This window comes from Desulfocurvus sp. DL1XJH-121 (assembly GCF_054819825.1).
Genome location: NZ_JBTVWW010000009.1, coordinates 130,134 through 148,778, shown reverse-complemented (window position 1 = coordinate 148,778; position 18,645 = coordinate 130,134). Strand labels below are relative to the sequence as shown.

Here is an 18,645-nt window from a genome sequence, read left to right as displayed (position 1 = left end):
GCCGTACCCCAACCAAGGGCGGCATGACCACGCTCATTTCATGGCCTACTGTCAGGTGATAACCATCTCAGCACAGTCGCAGGTTTGTTTCCTCACCCGAGAATCCCTCTCATTCTTGGCGATCGCCCGATATACTCCAGCAAAGAACCGATGCCGCTAGCAGTAGTGCTGCGGTGGCGAGATTTCATGCTCTGCGCAAATCTCACAGATCGACCGCCCCGCGACACCTTCAAGCACTACGGCCATTTTGCCCCAGCATCCATTTCCGTCGTTTCATATCTGCTCTCCTTGTGGCTAATCAGCCACGAGCTCTCATAGTTCAAAGCGTTTTCAAATCGGAGGCGGTATATAAAGGGAGACTCGAGTGACCATGCCAGAAAACAGGAGAAACTCCTTTGTTCTTCCGGCTTATGTCGAAACCCCGAAACCGGGGCAGCCTAATTGAGGCGGTTGGCCTTCGGCGAAAGCACAAAGCGCAAGAAATCAAGAGAATGATCTGGGAATTACGAGGGGGGGGGATCAAGACTTTCTGGGCTTGCCCAAGAATCAAACCCTACAAAAATCCCCAGCAGCCTTAATAAACTGCTGGGGGTATTGGATTTTTATGGTGGGCCGTACTGGGCTCGAACCAGTGACTCTCTGCTTAAAAGGCAGATACTCTACCAACTGAGTTAACGGCCCATGGGGGAAGTTTAGGTAGCCGGGGCGACTTCTTCTGTCAAGGGGAATGTAGCCCAGGGCGCGGCCCCTCGGCAAGGCGGACGCGTGCTTTGGGAAATCTTTCCTTTCCCATGGGTTGACGCCCGGGCGTGCGCATGGTCAGGTAGTGAAACTGAATCGGATGGCGGGCACGGGTCGCCTGGACCTTTGGCCCTTGTCCGCCTCCTCCTTCCCCCCTCTCCTCCCGCCAACTTTCCAGCAGCATATGAGACCGCCGAGGCGCGGAGCCCGACCCGAGGCGTTTTTTGCGGCCATGGGCGTCCGGATGCCAGGGCCGCCTCCGGTCCCGCCCCCGGCGGGGCATAAAAAAACCGGCGGCCTCGCGGCCGCCGGTGCGTATCGATTCCATGTTCCCCGATCACTTGGGCAGGATGGCCTCCTGGCCGCCCATGTAGGGCCGAAGCGCCTCGGGAATATCCACCCCGCCGTCGGCGCGCTGGTAGTTCTCCAGCACCGCCACCAGGGTCCGGCCCACGGCCAGGCCCGAGCCGTTCAGGGTATGCGCCAGTTCGGGCTTCTTGGCGCCTTTGCGGCGCAGGCGGATGCCGCCGCGCCGGGCCTGGAAGTCCTCGCAGTTGGAGCAGGAGGAAATCTCGCGGAATTTGTCCTGCCCGGGCAGCCAGACCTCCAGGTCGTAGGTCTTGGCCGCGGAGAAGCCCAGGTCGCCCGTGCATAGCGTCACCACCCGGTAGTGCAGGCCCAGCCTCCTGAGGATCGCCTCAGCGTGGGAGCGCATCTCCTCCAGGGCCGCGTAGGAATCCTCGGGCTTCTCGATGCGCACCATCTCCACCTTCTGGAACTGGTGCATACGGATGAGCCCTTTGGTGTCCTTGCCGTAGGACCCGGCCTCGGAGCGGAAACAGGGGGTCCAGGCCGCGTACTTCAGCGGCAGGTCGTCCTCTTCCAAGGTCTCGTCGCGGTGCAGGTTGGTCACCGGCACCTCGGCCGTGGGGATGAGGTAATAGTCCGTGTCCCCGAGCTTGAAGAGGTCCTCCTCGAACTTGGGGAGCTGGCCCGTGGCGGTCATGGTTTCGCGGTTCACGATAACCGGGGGCAGGACCTCGAAATAGCCGTGGTCTTGGGTCTGCACGTCGAGCATAAAGGCGGCCAGGGCGCGCTCCAGGCGAGCTGCCCAGCCCCGGTACACCACGAACCGGCTGCCCGCCAGCTTGGCCCCGGTCTCGAAATCCAGGCCGCCCAGGGCCGCGCCGATCTCCCAATGTTCCTTGGGCGTGAAGTCGAACTCGGGCTTCTGGCCCCAGCGGGCGACCTCGGGGTTGTCCTCGTCGCTGGCGCCGTCGGGCACGCTCTCGTGGGGGATGTTGGGCACGGACAGGAGCCAGGCCTGGACCTCGGCATCCACGTCCCGGAGCTCGTCGTCCAGGGCCTTGATGCGCTCGCCCACCTCGGCCATGCGCTGCTGCTCGGCCGATGCGTCGCCCCCGGCCTTCTTCACGGTTCCGATGGCCTTGGACACGGCGTTGCGCTCGGCCTTCAGGGCCTCGGCCTCGGCGATGAGCGCCCGGCGGCGCTCGTCCAGGCCCGCGAAGGCCTCCATGTCCACCTTGGCCCTGCGGCGGGCGATGGAATCCCGGACCAATTCCGGATTCTTGCGGATGAACTTCAGATCAAGCATGTCTCCTCCCATTGACCGGGGCTCCCGGCGCAACAGCAAGCTATATAGTTTCCGTGCCCGCTCCGCAACCCGCGCCCCGGGGTACGGGCCTTGCAAACCCTTTCCCGGCGGTCTATTTTTCCGCCACAACCTTGTGAGGAACCATGGACCTTTCCGGATTCGAATACATCGTGGTCGGCGCGGGCATGTTCGGCGCGGTAATGGCCGAGCGCATCGCCACCGACCTGGGCAAACCCGTGGCCGTGCTGGACCGGCGCAGGCACATCGGCGGCAACTGCCACTCCCATGCCGACCCGGACACGGGCATCGAGTGCCACACCTACGGCACCCACATCTTCCACACCCGCCACGAACGGGCCTGGGACTGGGTGACCCGCTTCACCGACTTCAACGGCTACCGCCACAAGGTGCTCACCCGGCACAAGGGCCGCACCTACCCCATGCCCATCAACCTGATGACCATCAACAACTTCTACGGGCTGGACCTGACGCCCGCCGAGGTGGCCGACTTCGTGCGCGCCGAGGCCGCGCGCGACGGGGTGGACGAGCCCACGAACCTGGAGGAGAAGGCCATCTCCCTGGTGGGCCGCCCGCTGTACGAGGCCTTCATCCGCGGCTACACCATGAAGCAGTGGGAGACGGACCCGCGCGAGCTGCCCGCCTCGGTCATCACCCGCCTGCCCTTCCGCCACGGGTTCGAATGCGACTATTTCACGGACCGCTGGCAGGGCCTGCCCCTGGACGGCTACGCCGCGCTGTTCGACAGGGTCTTCGCCCTTCCGAACATCGAGGTCTTCACGGGTGTGGACTTCTTCGAGGTCCGCGACATGGTGCCCGACACGGCCACGGTGGTCTATTCCGGGCCCCTGGACCGCTACTTCGAACACCGCTTCGGGCCGCTGGCCTGGCGCACCCTGGACTTCGAACGCGAGGTGCACCCCGTGGCCGACCGCCAGGGCACCAACGTCATGAACTACGCGGATCCCGAAATCCCGTTCACGCGCATCCACGAGTTCCGCCACCTGCACCCCGAGCGGAACTACACGGACAAGGCCACCGTGACCTTCAAGGAATTCTCACGCGGCGCAGGACCCGGGGACGACCCCTACTATCCGGTGAACACCCCGGCGGACAGGGAGCGCCTGGCCCTGTACCAGGCCGAGGCCGCCAGGGAAAAAGGCGTGATCTTCGGCGGGCGCCTGGGCACCTACGCCTACCTGGACATGGACGCCACCATCCTGGCGGCGCTCACGATCTACGACAGGGACATCAGGAAGACAGGCTGAGGCGGAGGGCATCCCGCAAGCAGCGAACGTTTCGCCCCCGCGTCGAATCTTCTTTTTTCTCTTGAAAACCAGTGCGGTAACGCCGCATCAAGACGGATGCACATCGTACGAGGACGCTGGTTCGCCTGCACGATTCAGATCCGGCCAACGCACCAAGCGCGTGGTCCGCGCCTAGGCCTTCTTGTTGCGACATATCAACAAAACCCGATGGTGGTATTCGGGATAGGTCACGACCTCCACATGCTCGAAATACCGTTGCAACTCCTGTACAAAAATTTCAAGTTTGTAGTCGGAAGGCAGCGGATTGGGCCGAGTCTTTCCTACACCCAACCCATTGGGCATGAATTCGGTGATCAGATGCCGCGAAGTGGTGGCTGCGAACACCTTCGCCATCACCTCAAAACGATAATGGTGAGTGAAAAACAAATGGTGGCTGAGCGCCAGGGCCAACGCCAAGTCCGGCAATTTCTCCGGGGCGTAGAGAGCGGATTGGGCCACCTTCATGCGTGCTGTTTCGGGTGATTTGTTAAAGTTGTCGTAGCATTCCGCGCATGCACCCTCGTCCAACTCCACGGCGAGTACCTCCGCGCCGGTATGCGCAGCAACCTGAGAAAAATAGCCCCCATTGGCGCCGAAATCCACCACACGCTTCGGACGCATGAGACGGATGATGCGTTTCAGCATGGCGGCCCGAGATTGTGCACCGGCCTGAACAACCGCGTCCTCCGGATCCGTGGAATTCCAAAGCAGCTCGCCATGATAGCCCTTCCAGGTGGTCTTTTGCCACGCAAACTCGATCCGCTCCACCAGCCGTTCCAATTTCTCCAACATCTCTAAACGATCCGTCGAAACCGGAATGGTTTCGCCCAAAAAGAACTGAGCCTCTTCGGGGGTGCAGCCGGCCTCCATCAGAAACTTCGAAATCTTGTCAAAGTGCAGGCTCTTGGCCCGTATCAACATGGGATAAACAAAATGCCGAATAAATTCATTGAGGCCCAGCAGCGGATTATCCCTAAGGGGAACAATGGAACCGATATCGCACCAAAAAGGCCTACAATTCTTCTGAACAACAATATTGTACGGATGACCATCAATGGTCCCCAAGCCATCCTTGGCCAATTCCTTGTTCAGGTGAAGAAACAGCAATCCAGAATCCTTCAATAATAGGGGATTCCAGTGCTTGGGCAAGATATTGAAATACTCCGTATACTGCTCTAAGACATAAGCGAACCCCTCCACAGTCAAGTCGCACTTGCGCGTCTTGGGGATAAGTTCCATTTCCTCCAGGCGTTGAATTAGGCCATTGGAAAAAAGGCTGGAAACATACTCTTGTTTATCAGGAAATACGGCTTTATAAAACTTATCTTCAAAATAAAACGTTCTGACGTTGGCATCAAGAAAACGCACACCGATCCAATCCAGTTTATCTTTCTGAAACATACTTCAACTATCCTTATGCTGTTATCATTTCCACAAATTTCAATAGATGTGATACCGTTTCAAATAAAAAACGACATAAGAGCATAAATCGACATCCGCTTTTCCCGTCCAACCTCTCCCGCACGCCCCCCTAGCAAAGGCTTTCCGTTCCGCGTCTCAACCCAGCAAAGACTGGTACAGCTCGATGTAGCGACCGGCCTGCACGGGCATGGCCCAATGCTCCAGGGTCGTGGCCCGGCACAGGCGGCGTTGGGCCTGGGTGGCGTTGTCCAGGATATGGCGGACGCCCTGGGCCAGACCGACCACGTCGCCCAGGGGCGCAAGCCAGCCCGTGGCCTTGTGGTCCACCATGTCCGGCAGCCCGCCCACGTCGAAGCCCGCCACGGGCGTGCCGCAGGCCAGGGACTCCAGCACGGTGTTGGGCAGGTTGTCCGCCGTGGAGGGCACCACGAAGACGTCGGCCAGGTTGTAGGCCCGGGCGATCTGGGAGGGGTCGGACAAGCGGCCGAAGCGCAACGTCGGCAGCCCCAGGTCCGGCAGATCCTCGCCCCCGCCGAACACGGCCAGCACCAAGTCCCCGGCCTTACCCGACCCGCGCAGGGCGGCCAGCGCCCCCTGTAGCAGGGAGAACCCCTTGCGCGGCAGGGTCACGCTGTCCGCGCCGAAGAGCACCACGCGCGCGCCCTTGGGAATGCCCAGGGCCTCGCGCTCCGCGCCCCGGTCCAGGGGCTTGAACACGTCCGTGGGCAGGCTGTAGGGGATCACGCGGCAACCGCGCCCCCCGAGCACAGCGCTCTTGTCCACGCAGACCCCCAGCCAGCGGCTGGGCGTCACCGGGGTGATGTTCAGCCTGGCGTAGGCTTGGCGCTTGATCTCCAAAAATTGCGAGGACTCGTCCGCCGCGTCCGAGCCCAGTTGCCAACACGCGCCGCAGCCCCTGGTGTAGCGCTCGCACTCGAAGGCGTAATGGCAGCCGCCCGTAAACGGATTCATGTCGTGCATGGTCCAGACGATGGTCCGGCCGGACAGGAATTCCAGGTCCCGCTCGAAATCCACCATCCCGGGAATCCAATGGAAATTGATGACGTCCGCATCCCGCAGATGGGGCAGGGTCCGCAGGACGGAACGGCAGCGGGGCGAGGAAAACAGTTCCAAACCCTCGGGCCTGCCCGGATGCCGCCGGTAGACCTGATTCAAATTCTTCCAGAACAGGCCGTGCAGGGGCGAGGTCCAGACCCGGCCGTCGTCGCTTGCGGGCAGGACGCCGTCGCACGGCACGCGGTGCGCGTTCACGTCCGCCCCAAGGTGCAGGGAATACATGTGGCTGTCCACGCCCTGGCCCAGCAGGGACTGGTGCAGGCGCGAGGCCGCGTTGCCCGCGCCGCCCAGGTTGGACTCGCACAGGTGCACCACCTTCAGGGGCCGGACCCGCGGCCCCTTGGCCGCCTTGGGCCTTACGGCCTCCAGGAACAGGGAATCGGGCTTGCGCACCGACCCGTCCTCCTCCTCGTCCAGCAGATACGAGGCGAAATCCGGGATGGCGGACTCGTGGGCCGCGACAGTGCGCACCTCGCGGAACCCGCAGGCCTCAAGGAGGCGTCCCAGGGACAAACGGTCGTACATCCACTGGTGCACCTCGCCGCCCAGACGGAAACGGCCCACAGCCAGCGGGTCCCTCGGCGGGACGTAGGGCTGTCCGGGGCTTGCGGCCAGGGCCTTCATGCCCTCGCGGGCCTCGGCCCCCAGGCGTTCAATAATGAAGTCGCTGGCGCGGGGGGTGGGATCCCGCCACCAGTTCTTCATGTATCCGCCGGGTCCGTGGCGCGTCCCCTGGTCCACCAGTTCAATTATGGACCACTCATGCCTCGCCTGGGCGCTCTCGTCCCCCTTGCCCGCTTCATCCAGGCAATGCAGATAGCTCCGAGCCAGGGACTCCAGGTCCGGCACGGCCACGCGCAGCACGCCCCCGGGCCTGAGTACGCGGAAGCAGTCCCGCAGAAAGGCCCCGGCATCGTCCTTGTTGAAATGTTCCAGCAGATGGGAATGGTAGACGACGTCGAAGGAAGCGTCCCGGAACGGGACCCCCTCGGCCAGGTCGTGGGCGTAGACCTCGGGGCCCGGGCTGGAAAAATCCACGTTCACCCAGTCGGGGTGGAAGCGCTGGCCGCAGCCGAGGTTGAGCATCTGCATGGTTGATTCCTTTGCGTCCGGGCGGGCTCAGGCCGCGAGCTTCTTCAGGTCCTTGCGATGCCAGGCCCAGGCCGTGGCCATGATCTCGTCCAGGTCCGCGTGGCGCGGATTCCAGCCCAGGGCCGAGCGGATGCGCTGCGACGAGCCCACCAGGAACGGCGGGTCGCCCGCGCGGCGATCGGCCTCCACGGCGCGCACGGGCCTGCCGGACACGCGGCGCGCGCTCTGGACCACCTCGCGCACGGAAAAGCCCTGCCCGTTGCCCAGGTTGAAGGCGTCGGACGCCCCGCCGTCCAGGAGGTATTCCAGGCCCAGCACGTGGGCCTCGGCCAGATCCGTGACGTGGATGTAGTCGCGCACGCAGGTGCCGTCGGGGGTGTCGTAGTCCGTACCGAAGATCTTCAGCTCCCGCGCCGGATCCAGGGCCGCCATGAGGGCCAGGGGGATGAGGTGCGTCTCCGGGTCGTGGCGCTCGCCCACGCGGCCCGTCGGGTCCGCGCCCGCAGCGTTGAAATAGCGCAGGGCCAGGGAACGCAGGCCGTAGGCCGCCCCGTAGTCCGCCATGGCCTGCTCGATCATCAGCTTGGTGCGGCCGTAGGGGTTGATGGGTGCCTGGGCATGCCCCTCGGTGATGGGAATCTCCTCGGGCACGCCGTAGGTGGCGCAGGTGGAGGAAAAGATCAGCTTGTCCACCCCGGCCCGGCGCATGCCTTCCAACAGACTCAGGGTGCCGCCCACGTTGTTGCGGTAGTATTTGGCCGGGTCGGCCACGGACTCGCCCACGTAGGCGAAGGCCGCGAAATGCATCACCGCGTCCACCTTGTGCCCGGCGAAGATACGGTCCAGGAGCGCGGCGTCGGCGATGTCGCCCTCGATGAGCCGCCCCCACCGCACCAAGTCCCTATGCCCGTAGACCAGGTTGTCCAGGACCAGGGTCTCGTAGCCCCGCTCGGCCAGGGCGCAGTTGGCGTGGGAGCCGATGTACCCGGCCCCGCCGGTGATGAGCACGGTCTTAGGCATAGCCCAGAAGCTCCCTGAAATAGGCGATGGTTTTTCCGAGCCCCTGGTCCAGGGGCGTCTTGGGCTCCCAGCCGATCTCCCGCTTGGCCAGGGAGATGTCCGGCTTGCGCTGCATGGGGTCGTCCGAGGGCAGCTCGCGGAATTCGATTTGCGAGGACGAACCCGTCATCTCCACCACGCGCTGGGCCAGCTGCAGGATGGTGAACTCCCCGGGGTTGCCCAGGTTCATGGGCCCGCAGAACTCGTCGGGCGTGTTGTTCATGAAGCGCACGAAGGCCTCGATGAGGTCGTCCACATAGCAAAAGGAACGGGTCTGGGACCCGTCCCCGTACACGGTGAGCGGCTTGCCCGCCAGGGCCTGGACGATGAAGTTGGAGACCACGCGCCCATCGTCCGGATGCATGAACGGCCCGTAGGTGTTGAATATCCGCGCCACCTTCACGCGCAGGCCGTGCTGGCGGTTGTAGTCGAAGCAGAGCGTCTCGGCGCAGCGCTTGCCCTCGTCGTAGCAGGAGCGCAGGCCCCGGGGATTGACGTGGCCCCAGTAGTCCTCGGTCTGGGGATGGACCTCGGGGTCGCCGTAGACCTCCGACGTGGAGGCCTGCAGGACCTTGGCCTTGGTGCGCTTGGCCAGGCCCAGCATGTTGATGGCCCCGTGCACGCTGGTCTTCAGCGTCTGCACCGGGTCGTGCTGGTAGTGGACGGGCGAGGCCGGGCAGGCCAGGTTGTAGATCTCGTCCACCTCCACGTACAGCGGGAAGGTCACGTCGTGGCGCATGATCTCGAAATGCGGATCGTCCAGCAGGTGCCGGATGTTGTTCTTGGACCCGGTGAAGAAATTGTCCACGCACAACACGTCGCAGCCGTCCGCAAGCAGGCGCTTGCACAGGTGCGCGCCCAGAAATCCGGCTCCGCCGGTGACCAGGACCCGTTTGGGCCAGCCCATGGTTCGTTTGGACATGCAAAACTCCGTTTTCGCCGCGCCCGAAGGAAAACTTCCCAGGATTCTTCGGCATTATGTTTCCGGCATATACCACGCCCGCGCGGAGCCCCACAAGCGGGCCGCCGCCGGCGTCAATATGCCGCCACGTCCGCCGCACCAGTCTTTCCAAGTTTTACCCTTGAAAATCATGCTGTTGCGCCAACCGGACACGGACGCCGCCGACAGCAGTGCGCCGCCGGGACCATCGCCCTGGGCATTTTGCAAAAAGCCGTCCAGGACGCCGAAAATGGGAAGGCCGCCGCCCACGACGGGCGACGGCCAGCAGGAGGTATCGAGGACAAAGAAATCAGCGCGCGCGCAGCACCGCTCCCGAGGAGACCCCGGCGCCCTGGCCGTCGCGCATGCAGACCACGCCGTTGACCACCACGCAGTCGAGGCCCTCGGGCGCGGCGGAAGGGTCGGCGAAGGTGGCCGTGTCGCGGATGCGGTCCATGTCCACCAGGACCATGTCCGCAGCCATTCCCGGGGCCAGCACGCCCCGATCGTAAAGGCCCAGGCGCTGCGCCGGGAAGGCGCTCATCTTGCGCACGGCCTCCTCCAGGGGCAGGACCCCGCGCTGGCGCACGTAGCGGTCCAGGACGCGCGGGAAGGTGCTGTAGGAGCGGGGATGGGCCTTGCCTCCGGGAGGGCAGGGAATGGAATCCGAGGCCACCATGGCCGCGGGATGGCGCATGACCTTCTCCATGTCCGTCTCGGAGATCATGCGGTAGCCGCAGTTGTCCTCGCCCTTGTTGGCCATGATCAGCTCGTAGGCCGTCTCCAGGGGGGACTTACCCATGCGCCCCGCGGCCTCGGCCAGGGTCAGGCCCTCGTATTCCGGGGTCCGGGGGAAGAACAGCAGGATGATCCCGTCGGGGCCGCCGCTGTTCAGGTAGTAGTTGTCGTAGCCGCAGTCCGGGTCCTGGATTTCCGCGCTGATCCTGGCGCGCACGTCCCGGTCGCCCAGGCGCTCGATGAGCCTGTCCACCCCGCCCTCCTGGACCCAGGAAGGCAGGAAGGCCCGCAGGGTGGTGCTGGCCACGTCGTAGGGGTAGAAGTTCATGGTCACGTCCAGGCCCTCGGCCCGGGCCTGGTCCACCATGGCCAGGGTCTGGTCCACCAGGCCGTAGTTGGGCCGGCCGCAGGCCTTGTGGTGGGAGATCTGCACGGGAATGCCCGCCTCCCGGCCGACCTTGATGAGCTCGGCCACGCTCTCCACCACCCCCGCGGCCTCGTCGCGCATGTGGCTCTCGTACAGGCCGCTGAATTCGGCCAGGCCGGCGGCCACCTGGGCCAGCTCCCCGGGGGAGGTGTAGGTCCCGGGCGCGTAGACCAGGCCGCTGGTCATGCCCACGGCCCCCTCGGCCATGCACTGGGCCACCAGGGAGCGCATGGTTTCGATTTCATCCGCCGTGGCGGCGCGGCTCTCGAAGCCCATGACCGCGATGCGCACGGTGCCGTGGCCCACGAAGCTGGCCACGTTGGTGCCCAGCGGCAGGGCCTCCAGGCGCGAGAGCCACTGGCCGAAGCTGCGCCAGGCCCAGTCCGGTGCGACCCCGGCGCGGATGAATCCGGTGTAGTTCTCCAGCAGGGCCAGGCGTTCGTCGCTCACGGGCGCGGCGCTGTATCCGCACTGGCCGATGGCCTGGGTGGTCACGCCCTGGCGCAGCTTGACCTGGGCGTCCGGGGAGCGCAGCAGGTCGAAGTCGGAATGCGTGTGCAGGTCCACGAACCCCGGCATGAGGTAGCGATCCTCGGCGTCGATGGTCTCCACGGCGTCCACGTCCTTGCCGCAGGCCGGACCCATGGCCAGGATGCGGCCCCGGGACGCGCAGACGTCCCCCCGGAACCAGGGGGTGCCCAGGCCGTTGACGATGCGCGCGTTCTTGATCAGCAGATCGGCTTTCATTGTCTTCTCCCCGGGGTCTACCAGGCCCCGACGGCCTTGTCCCCAAGCACCAGGCTCGGCAGCCAGCAGGACAGGGCCGGAATGTAGGTGGTCAGAAGCAGGACCGGAATCCCCACCCAGAACAGGTACTTGAGCATGATGGGGATGACTTCCTGGTAGGTGCTGCCCGAGAGCCGCGTGCCCACGAAGATGGACATGGCAAACGGCGGCGTGATGACGCCCAGGCCCACGTTGACGATGCAGATGGCCCCGAGCTGCACGAGGTTCACGCCCAGCCCGGCCATGAGCGGCAGGACCAGGGGCACGCTGAGGATGAGGATGGGAATGGCCTCCACGAACATGCCCATGAGCAGCAGGAAGGCGTTCATGGACAACAGGATCAGGATCTTGGAATCGAACATTCCGAGCATGCCCGAGGCCAGTTCCTGGGCCACGCCCGCGCGCACCAGATAGCGCCCGAGCACCGTGCCCGAGGCGATGAGCAGGGCAATGACGCCGATGGACACCAGGGAGCTGGCGATGGCCCGGTTCAGGCCCGGCATGGTCAGCTTGCGGTACACGAAGAAACCGATGACCAGGCAGTAGACCACGGCCACGGCCCCGGCCTCGTTGGGCGTGCAGATGCCGCCGTAGATGCCCACCAGGATGACGATGGGGCAGCCCAGGGCGGGCAGGGCGCCCAGGGAGGCCGAACGCAGCCGCCCCATGCGCTGCACGAAGGTCAGCCCCTCTTCCGTGTCCACGGCCATGGACAGGTCGATGTACCTGGGGCTGATGAAATAGTTCAGCACCGCGTAGCCCAGGGCCAGGAGCAGGCCCGGGATCACCGTGGACAGGAACACCGCGGCCACGGACTGCTGGGCCACCAGGCAGTAGATCAGCGCGGGCACGCTGGGGGGGATGAGATAGCCCATGAAGCTGGAGCAGCAGAGCACCGAGGTGGTGTATTCCTTGCGGTAGCCGTAGCGCTCCAGGCGCGGCACCAGGAGGGGGATGAGCGCCGAGATGCAGGGCACGGACGAGCCCGTCAGCGCGCTCATGAACAGGGAGGCGATGATGCCCACCAGGGCCATGCCGCCCCGGACCTTGCCCACCAGGAGGTAGGAGAAGTCCACGATGCGGTCGGCCAGGCCGCCCTCGGAGATCAGGCTGCCCGCGAACACGAAGAACCCGATGGCCATGAGCACGTAGCTGTTCAGGGAGTGGTAGAAGGTGCCTATGACGAAGGTGTCGGGGATGCCGGAAATCGCCAGCCCCGCGCCCGTGCTGGCCAAAAACAGCCAGCCCAGGGGGATGGCCATGGCTAGGCCCAGCAGAAAGATGCCTACGGCGAAGAGGATTCCCTGTGTCATTTCGAGGCTCCCTGGCTGGCCGTCAGCATCCGCTTCCGGATTTCAAGGCTCTTCGTCCCGATGTGGTGCAGGGTGTGGACGATGCACAAGACCACCATCACCAGGACGGTCTCCCTGATCCAGCTGGTGTTGAACCAGGGAACCAGGGTGGCGTATTCGGGATATTTGATGGCCCTTTTGAACAATTTGAAGGCCATGGGCAGCATGTAGAACATGATGGACAGGGACAGGACCTGCAGGAGGAGCTGGTAGACCTTCCTCCCCAGGGGGCGCTTGTCGAAGATCATATCCATGAACACGTCCACGGACGTGTGCCCGCCCTCCCGCGTGGTGTAGGAGATGGACAGGATCATCATGGGCACGAAGATGAACAGCGTCAGGTCGCCGATCCACATGATCTCGAAATGCAGCATGTACCGGTTCACGACCTGGACCAGCACCATGAAGGAACAAACGAGCAGGCCCGTGTAACAGAGGATGCTCTCGGCCAGGGCGATGCCGCAAATGAATGTGAGATAAGCCCGTTTCATACCGCCTCCGGGTGATGCACACCCGGGGAGGAGGGCCTCCCCTCCCCGGGTGTCGGCAAGTGAACCTTGTTATTTCTTGGCGCGGACCTTGGCGCGGATGTCGGCCAGGCTCTGCTGGATCTTGGCGCGCATGTTCTGGCCGGGGTAGTGCTTCTCAAGCCAGGGGTCGCACAGCTCCTTCCAGACGCCGTCCATCTTGGCGGCCTCGCGGAAGGCGTCGCGCTCGGCGTCGGTCAGGCGCACCAGGGTGAAGCCGGGCTCGGACGAAACCTTCTTGATGTAGTCGGCCTCGGCCTTCTGGTGGATCTCGTTGGCGTAGTGCTGGGCCTCGGTGGCGGCCTTGGTCACGGCGGCCTTGAGGTCGGCGGGCAGCTTGTCCCAGATGTCCTTGTTCATGGCGATGTTCTGGGCGTCCCAGATGAAATTCAAGTCGGTGTAGAACTTCATGACCTCGTAGTGGCGCTCGTCCACCAGGGAGGGCCACATGTCCCAGCAGCCGTCCACCACGCCGCGGGACAGGGCGTTGTAGATCTCGGACCAGGGCAGGGTGGCCAGGGTCATGCCCGTGCCCTTGCCCATGTTCTCCAGGGCCCGCACCGCGCCCAGGGAGCTGGACACGCGCATCTTGAGGTTCTTGAAGTCGGCGGGGATGCGGATGGCCTGCTTGGTGTTGCCGATGCCGTAGGCGCCCTGGGAAACGTGGAACAGGGTGTGCAGCCCAACCTCGTTGTAGGCCGTCTCCATGATGTCGTAGAGGATGCCGTGGTCCGGGCTGAAGGCCAGCTCGGCCTCTTCCCAGGAGGAAATGGTCCAGGGCATCCAGTTGAGCATGCCGCCGGGCACGAGGCTCACGTAGGGCGAAAACGTGCCGATGGTGATGCTGCCGTCCTGGACCCCGTGGAAGGTCTCGTCGTGGTTGCCCAACAGCCCGTCCACATAGAGCTTAATCTCCACGCGGCCGTTGGTGTATTCCTTGGTCTTGTCAACGAAGTACTGGTAGGCCTTGTTGGCCTGGGGGCGGACCCAGGGCTGGCTGAAGGTCCACTCGTACTCGGCGGCCGAGGCCGGGGCGACCGCGACCACGGCGAGCAGCAGCGCGCCGGCCAGGGCCGAAATCCATTTTCTCGCTTTCATGATGACTCCTCCGATTCCGGTGTTGAACATGAAGTGAACGGCTCCTCAAATATCGAAGGAACCGGGCGCGGCTCACTCGCCGATCAGCCCCCGGCCCCTGGCATCGTACTCATTCCAGTCCTTGTCCGGGACCATGCCCCCGCCCGTGGCCCAGAACAGGTGCGTGGCCCCGGCCGACCGGCCCGCCGCCCCGGCCGCCCCGTGCATGGCCACGCGGCAGGCGCCGGACAGCCCGGCCACGGCCGACGGCTCCAGGCGCAGGCCCTCGGTGCGCGCGGCCAGGCTCAGGTGGCGGAACAGCGCGTCGTCGTCCACGGTGAAGACCCCGTCGATGAGGTGCTTGAGCGCCCGGCCCACGAATCCCGACGGACGGCCCACGGCCAGGCCGTCGGCGGCGGTGCGCACGTCCAGGCCCAGGTCCTGGACGCTCACGGTCTCGTGCATGCCCGTGCACAGCCCGAGCAGCATGGCCGGGGCGTGGGTGGGCTCCGCGAACCAGCAGCGCACGGCGTCGCCGAAGGCCAGCTTGAGGCCCAGGGTCACGCCGCCGGGCCCGCCGCCCACCCCGCAGGGCAGGTACACGTGCAGGGGATGCTCGGCGTCCACGGCCACGCCCAGCTCGTCGAACTGGGCCTTCAGGCGCTCGCCGGCCACGGCGTAGCCCAAAAACAGATCCTGGGAATTCTCGTCGTCCACGAAATGGCAACGCGGGTCGGACTCGGCCTCCCTGCGGCCCTCGGCCACGGCCAGGCTGTAGTCCGAGGCGTGCTCCACTACGCGCACGCCCTTGGAGCGCAGCATGTCCTTTTTCCACTGCCTGGCGTCGGCGGACATGTGCACCGTGACCTTGAAGCCCAGGGCCGCGCTCATGATGCCGATGCTCAGGCCCAGGTTGCCCGTGGAGCCCACGGCCACGGAATAGCCGCCGAACAACTCCCGGGCCGCGTTCGAGGCCAGCTGGGCATAGTCGCCGTCCCGGGCGAGCAGCCCCTCGCTCAGGGCGACGGTCTCGGCGAGCTTGAGAATCTCGTAGATGCCGCCCCGGGCCTTGATGGAGCCGGAAATGGGCAGCTGGCTGTCCAGCTTGGCGAAAAGCCTGCCCGGGAACTGGCCTCCCCCGGCGACGGCCAGGGCCTCTCGCAGGGTGGGGGTCTCCTTGAGCGGGGACTCGATGAGCCCGCCCGCCGGGGCCGTTTCCGGGAAAACCTCGGCCAGGTAAGGCCGAAAACGTTCCAGCCTGAGGGCCGCGTCCCGCACGTCCTCCGGCCCCAGGGGCACCGTGGGCAGGGCCTGGACCATGGACAGGGCGTCCGGGTTGACCCAAAATACTTCACGAGTGGCCGCCACATCCTCCAGCAGGGGATGGGCGCGCAGCAACGAGGCGCGGAGTTCCAGAGTGGTCAAAACAGCATCCTTTGACTTAATCTTCTTTGCATGGTGAAGAAATTTCCTCACATTTCTTTCGCTGCGGAAAAACAAACACTTTTGTAGCTTGTTGTTTTGGAATCCTATCTGATATCTTTATTGTGCAACAAACGATTAGTTTTCCAAAACGCGTGAGGCATATTCACCTATGGACAAGCAGACACTGGCCCAAAGCCTCGGCTCGTTGCACACCTTCTTCTGTGCGGGCAGGCACATGAGCTTCAGCAAGGCCGCGGACGAGCTCTGCCTGACCCCGGGCGCCGTGAGCCACCGCATCCGCAATCTCGAGGAAGCCCTGGGGTTCCCCCTGTTCCACCGGTTCACCCGGCGCATCGATTTCACGGCCCAGGGGGCCATGCTGTTCAGCGTGCTGGACAATTCCCTGGGCGAAATCACCACCCAGCTGCGCAACATCAACAACCAGACCCTCAACGGCCAGCTGCGCATCACCTCCCCGCCGTCCTTCGCCAGCGTCTGGATCATGGACCGGCTGCACGATTTCCGGCGGCGCTTCCCGGGCATCTGCATCGACCTGCAGAACCGCAACGACCTCGTGGATTTCGAAAGCGAGCCCGTGGACCTGGCCATCTACTACGGCCCCGGGGTGCACCCCGGGCTGCACGTCACGCATCTGATGGAGGAGTTCATGTCCCCGGTGTGCTCGCCGGCCTACGCCGACGCCCACGGGCTCTGGGGGGACACGCGAAAGCTCAGGGACTGCACCTTCCTGCACGACGACGCGCCCGTGCCCAGTGCCCCAAGGCATTCGGAATGGAGCAACTGGGCCATGGCGGCCGGGGTGGAGAACCTGCCCTTCGACCGCTGCTACAGCTTCGACCGCTCGGAGCTGGCGCTGCGGGCCGCCATCCAGGGCATCGGCGTGGCCATGGGCCGTTCGGAGCTGATCCGCGACGCCCTGTACAGGGGCGACCTGGTGCAGCCCTTCCCCCTGCGCGCCCTGTCGGCCTACGCCTACTACGCCGTCATCCGCCAGGAAGACGCAGGCGCGCCGCGCATCTCCGCCCTCATGAACTGGCTCAAGGAGCAGGTGCAGCAGAGCGCCAAGGCCGGAGCGGGGCGGCTGCGGCGGCTGGACGACAGCGTACACGCACCGGCCCCCACGCCCGGGCCGGTGCAGCGGCTGGTGGCCGAATACTGCATCGGCGCCCCGGAAACGGACAGCCGCCCCCGCCGCAACAAGAAATGAAAAACGCCCGCCCCGGGCAATCCGGAGCGGGCGCAGGCCCTCGGCGGTGATTCCGCTCAATCTTCCAGCACGGCCGCCAGCTTGGCGCGCAGGTCCCCCAGCGCCAGGGCATACACGCGGGTGCGCATGTTCTCCACTTCCTCATTGGAATATTTGAGGTTCAGCTTCATGAAGTTGCCCTCGATGCCATAGGAGGAGCGGTTGTTGGTCTCGTAGGTGGAGCCGGTGTTGCGCTCGTGCAGGATGCGCAGATGCCCCTGGTACACGGCGTACCCGCCTTGGGAGCAGAGGCGCAGGTCGTGCTCCGCGTCGTCGAACTGCGAGGGCGAGAACTGCAGGTCGAAGCCGCCCACCCTGTGCAGGTCCCCGGTGCGGAACATGTGCAGGCAGCCCGTCACCGAAAGGCAGGGCCGCAGATACGTGAACTGCCCGAAATCCATCTCGTCCAGATACTGGCAGCAATAACCCACGCTGCTCTTGTCCGTGGCCTCCATGAGGAACTCGTCGGCGTGCTGCACGTTGTGCGGCGCGCCGTCCTCCACCACGCGGCAGCCCCAGACCCCGGCCTCGGGATAGGCCGCCTGGGCCGCGCCCATGTAGCCCAGCCAGTCCGGGGGCAGGAGGATGTCGTCGTCCATGTAGACGACGTTGTCCGAGGCGCGCACCTCGGGCAGGTGCATGAGCCAGTTGCGCGCGGCGGGCGCGCCCACGTTGACCAGGGTGGACAGGCCCTGGAAGCGCCCGGAGCCCAGACGCTCGCCCCAGGCCCGCACCACGTCGGGGGTCTCGTCGGCGCTGCCGTTGTCCAGGACGATGATGCGCGCGTCCCCCAGGTCCGATTCCGCCAGGGACCCCAGGGTCCGGTCCAGGCTGCGGGCCTTGTTCCAGGAATAGAGCAGCAGGCAGGTGCGCCCTTCGGGATGCGCGCCCGGCGCGTCCAGGCCGGCCCGCACGTCGTGGGCCCTGAGCAGCAGGTTGGTCTGCCAGGGGCTTTGGCGCAGGGAGGCCCGCCACAGCTCCAGGGCGCCCTCGCGGTCGCCCATGCGCAGCAGGCATTCGCCTTCGAACTGGTCCAGGCCGGGCCATTCCATGTCCGCGCGCAGGGCCCGGCAGGCGGCCAGGGCCTCGCCGTGGCGCCCCTGATGGAACAGGGCGTCGGCCCGGGCGCGCGCGGCAAAGGGCGCGCAGACCCCGGCCGGGACGTCCCCGGCCAGGCCCAGCAGCCAGTCCCAGGCCCCGTGGTCCTTGGCGCAGTTCATGGCCTGCCACCACCAATGCAGATTCTCCGGGTCCCTGCGCAGGTGGATCTCCACCTCGGCGCACAGGGCCTCGCCGCCCCGGGCGGCCAGCTCGTCGCGCAGGGGCGGCCAGCTCACGGGCCCGCGAAAGGTTCCGGCCATGGCCAGCACGGCCCGCCTCTTGGCCGGGGAAAGCCGCCCGCCCAGTGTTTCGTCCAGGCCGACGAGTTGCGCGCCCAGGGTGGGATCCCCGGGGTTGCTGTCCCAGGCCCGGTGCAGAAGCCCGAAGCCGATGTCCAGGAGCAGCTCCCGGCCCCGAACGTCGGGGTCCGTGGCCTGCTTCAGGAATCGGCCGCTGACGTGCATGCAATAGTAGCGCCCCGAGGCGCAGACCGTGAGATATTTGCCCAGGTACGAGGGCAGCATGGGCCAACCCTGGCGGCGCGGGGCCTTGGCGGCCTGGTTGGCGCTGGGCCGCGCCTTGGTCTCGGACATCGTGCCTCCTTGCCCGGTCCGGTGTCGGAAAACCGACAGGACCTCCACGTCCTGTGGACTGGGGGCTGCAATTTCGTTACT

General features: G+C 65.2%; 13 protein-coding genes and 1 tRNA gene. 2 read left to right on the top strand and 12 right to left on the bottom strand.

Annotation, left to right across the window (positions count from 1 at the left end; translation table 11 throughout):
- Nucleotides 1-605 precede the first annotated feature (605 nt).
- A tRNA-Lys gene (locus ACYYG1_RS08575) sits at nt 606-681 on the bottom strand.
- 397 nt (nt 682-1,078) lie between these two features.
- Nucleotides 1,079-2,356, bottom strand: a complete 1,278-nt coding sequence (serS, locus tag ACYYG1_RS08570) for a serine--tRNA ligase (RefSeq protein WP_461209885.1) — start codon at nt 2,354-2,356, stop codon at nt 1,079-1,081.
- Between the two features lie 143 nt (nt 2,357-2,499).
- On the opposite strand from serS, the gene ACYYG1_RS08565 reads away from it, so the two are divergent.
- Nucleotides 2,500-3,642, top strand: a complete 1,143-nt coding sequence (locus ACYYG1_RS08565; protein ID WP_461209884.1) for a UDP-galactopyranose/dTDP-fucopyranose mutase family protein — start codon at nt 2,500-2,502, stop codon at nt 3,640-3,642.
- A gap of 171 nt (nt 3,643-3,813) precedes the next feature.
- On the opposite strand, the gene ACYYG1_RS08560 is transcribed toward ACYYG1_RS08565, so the two are convergent.
- The 9 genes from ACYYG1_RS08560 to dsdA all read right to left on the bottom strand — a co-directional run bounded on the left by ACYYG1_RS08560 (nt 3,814) and on the right by dsdA (nt 15,603).
- On the bottom strand, nt 3,814-5,082 hold the full coding sequence (locus tag ACYYG1_RS08560; RefSeq protein ID WP_461209883.1) for a class I SAM-dependent methyltransferase: 1,269 nt from the start codon (nt 5,080-5,082) through the stop codon (nt 3,814-3,816).
- 156 nt (nt 5,083-5,238) lie between these two features.
- The gene (locus tag ACYYG1_RS08555) at nt 5,239-7,272 is read right to left on the bottom strand and encodes a glycosyltransferase (protein WP_461209882.1); all 2,034 of its coding nucleotides are present in this window, start codon (nt 7,270-7,272) and stop codon (nt 5,239-5,241) included.
- 27 nt (nt 7,273-7,299) lie between these two features.
- The gene (galE, locus tag ACYYG1_RS08550) at nt 7,300-8,292 is read right to left on the bottom strand and encodes a UDP-glucose 4-epimerase GalE (protein WP_461209881.1); all 993 of its coding nucleotides are present in this window, start codon (nt 8,290-8,292) and stop codon (nt 7,300-7,302) included.
- On the bottom strand, nt 8,285-9,238 hold the full coding sequence (locus ACYYG1_RS08545) for a UDP-glucuronic acid decarboxylase family protein (RefSeq protein ID WP_461209888.1): 954 nt from the start codon (nt 9,236-9,238) through the stop codon (nt 8,285-8,287). The genes galE and ACYYG1_RS08545 overlap by 8 nt, the downstream gene beginning before the upstream one ends.
- A 343-nt stretch (nt 9,239-9,581) precedes the next feature.
- A complete protein-coding gene (locus ACYYG1_RS08540; protein WP_461209880.1) occupies nt 9,582-11,183 on the bottom strand; it encodes an N-acyl-D-amino-acid deacylase family protein in 1,602 nt (533 codons plus the stop codon).
- Between the two features lie 17 nt (nt 11,184-11,200).
- On the bottom strand, nt 11,201-12,535 hold the full coding sequence (locus ACYYG1_RS08535) for a TRAP transporter large permease (RefSeq protein WP_461209879.1): 1,335 nt from the start codon (nt 12,533-12,535) through the stop codon (nt 11,201-11,203).
- Nucleotides 12,532-13,065: a TRAP transporter small permease gene (locus tag ACYYG1_RS08530; RefSeq protein WP_461209878.1), complete on the bottom strand. Its 534-nt coding sequence runs from the start codon at nt 13,063-13,065 to the stop codon at nt 12,532-12,534. The genes ACYYG1_RS08535 and ACYYG1_RS08530 overlap by 4 nt, the downstream gene beginning before the upstream one ends.
- Before the next feature lie 69 nt (nt 13,066-13,134).
- Nucleotides 13,135-14,199 (bottom strand): TRAP transporter substrate-binding protein, encoded by a 1,065-nt coding sequence (locus ACYYG1_RS08525; protein WP_461209877.1) that lies wholly within the window; start codon nt 14,197-14,199, stop codon nt 13,135-13,137.
- 72 nt (nt 14,200-14,271) lie between these two features.
- Nucleotides 14,272-15,603 carry a D-serine ammonia-lyase gene (gene dsdA, locus ACYYG1_RS08520; RefSeq protein ID WP_461209876.1) on the bottom strand — a complete coding sequence of 444 codons (1,332 nt, stop codon included), beginning with the start codon at nt 15,601-15,603 and terminating at the stop codon, nt 14,272-14,274.
- 169 nt (nt 15,604-15,772) lie between these two features.
- Here dsdA and dsdC point away from each other — a divergent pair, with 169 nt between their 5' ends.
- Entirely contained in the window at nt 15,773-16,831 is a 1,059-nt protein-coding gene (gene dsdC, locus ACYYG1_RS08515; protein WP_461209875.1) for a DNA-binding transcriptional regulator DsdC, read from the top strand.
- 56 nt (nt 16,832-16,887) lie between these two features.
- On the opposite strand, the gene ACYYG1_RS08510 is transcribed toward dsdC, so the two are convergent.
- Nucleotides 16,888-18,564: a glycosyltransferase family 2 protein gene (locus tag ACYYG1_RS08510; RefSeq protein WP_461209874.1), complete on the bottom strand. Its 1,677-nt coding sequence runs from the start codon at nt 18,562-18,564 to the stop codon at nt 16,888-16,890.
- Nucleotides 18,565-18,645 lie beyond the last annotated feature (81 nt).

Bases quoted from the DNA above. Each gene is read 5' to 3' on its own strand.
- ACYYG1_RS08530 (WP_461209878.1), bottom strand. From the start codon at position 13,065: ATGAAACGGGCTTATCTCACATTCATTTGCGGCATCGCCCTGGCCGAG.
- ACYYG1_RS08510 (WP_461209874.1), bottom strand. From the start codon at position 18,564: ATGTCCGAGACCAAGGCGCGGCCCAGCGCCAACCAGGCCGCCAAGGCC.
- serS (WP_461209885.1), bottom strand. From the start codon at position 2,356: ATGCTTGATCTGAAGTTCATCCGCAAGAATCCGGAATTGGTCCGGGAT.
- ACYYG1_RS08535 (WP_461209879.1), bottom strand. From the start codon at position 12,535: ATGACACAGGGAATCCTCTTCGCCGTAGGCATCTTTCTGCTGGGCCTA.
- ACYYG1_RS08555 (WP_461209882.1), bottom strand. From the start codon at position 7,272: ATGCAGATGCTCAACCTCGGCTGCGGCCAGCGCTTCCACCCCGACTGG.
- galE (WP_461209881.1), bottom strand. From the start codon at position 8,292: ATGCCTAAGACCGTGCTCATCACCGGCGGGGCCGGGTACATCGGCTCC.
- ACYYG1_RS08525 (WP_461209877.1), bottom strand. From the start codon at position 14,199: ATGAAAGCGAGAAAATGGATTTCGGCCCTGGCCGGCGCGCTGCTGCTC.
- ACYYG1_RS08540 (WP_461209880.1), bottom strand. From the start codon at position 11,183: ATGAAAGCCGATCTGCTGATCAAGAACGCGCGCATCGTCAACGGCCTG.
- dsdC (WP_461209875.1), top strand. From the start codon at position 15,773: ATGGACAAGCAGACACTGGCCCAAAGCCTCGGCTCGTTGCACACCTTC.
- ACYYG1_RS08545 (WP_461209888.1), bottom strand. From the start codon at position 9,238: ATGGGCTGGCCCAAACGGGTCCTGGTCACCGGCGGAGCCGGATTTCTG.
- ACYYG1_RS08560 (WP_461209883.1), bottom strand. From the start codon at position 5,082: ATGTTTCAGAAAGATAAACTGGATTGGATCGGTGTGCGTTTTCTTGAT.
- ACYYG1_RS08565 (WP_461209884.1), top strand. From the start codon at position 2,500: ATGGACCTTTCCGGATTCGAATACATCGTGGTCGGCGCGGGCATGTTC.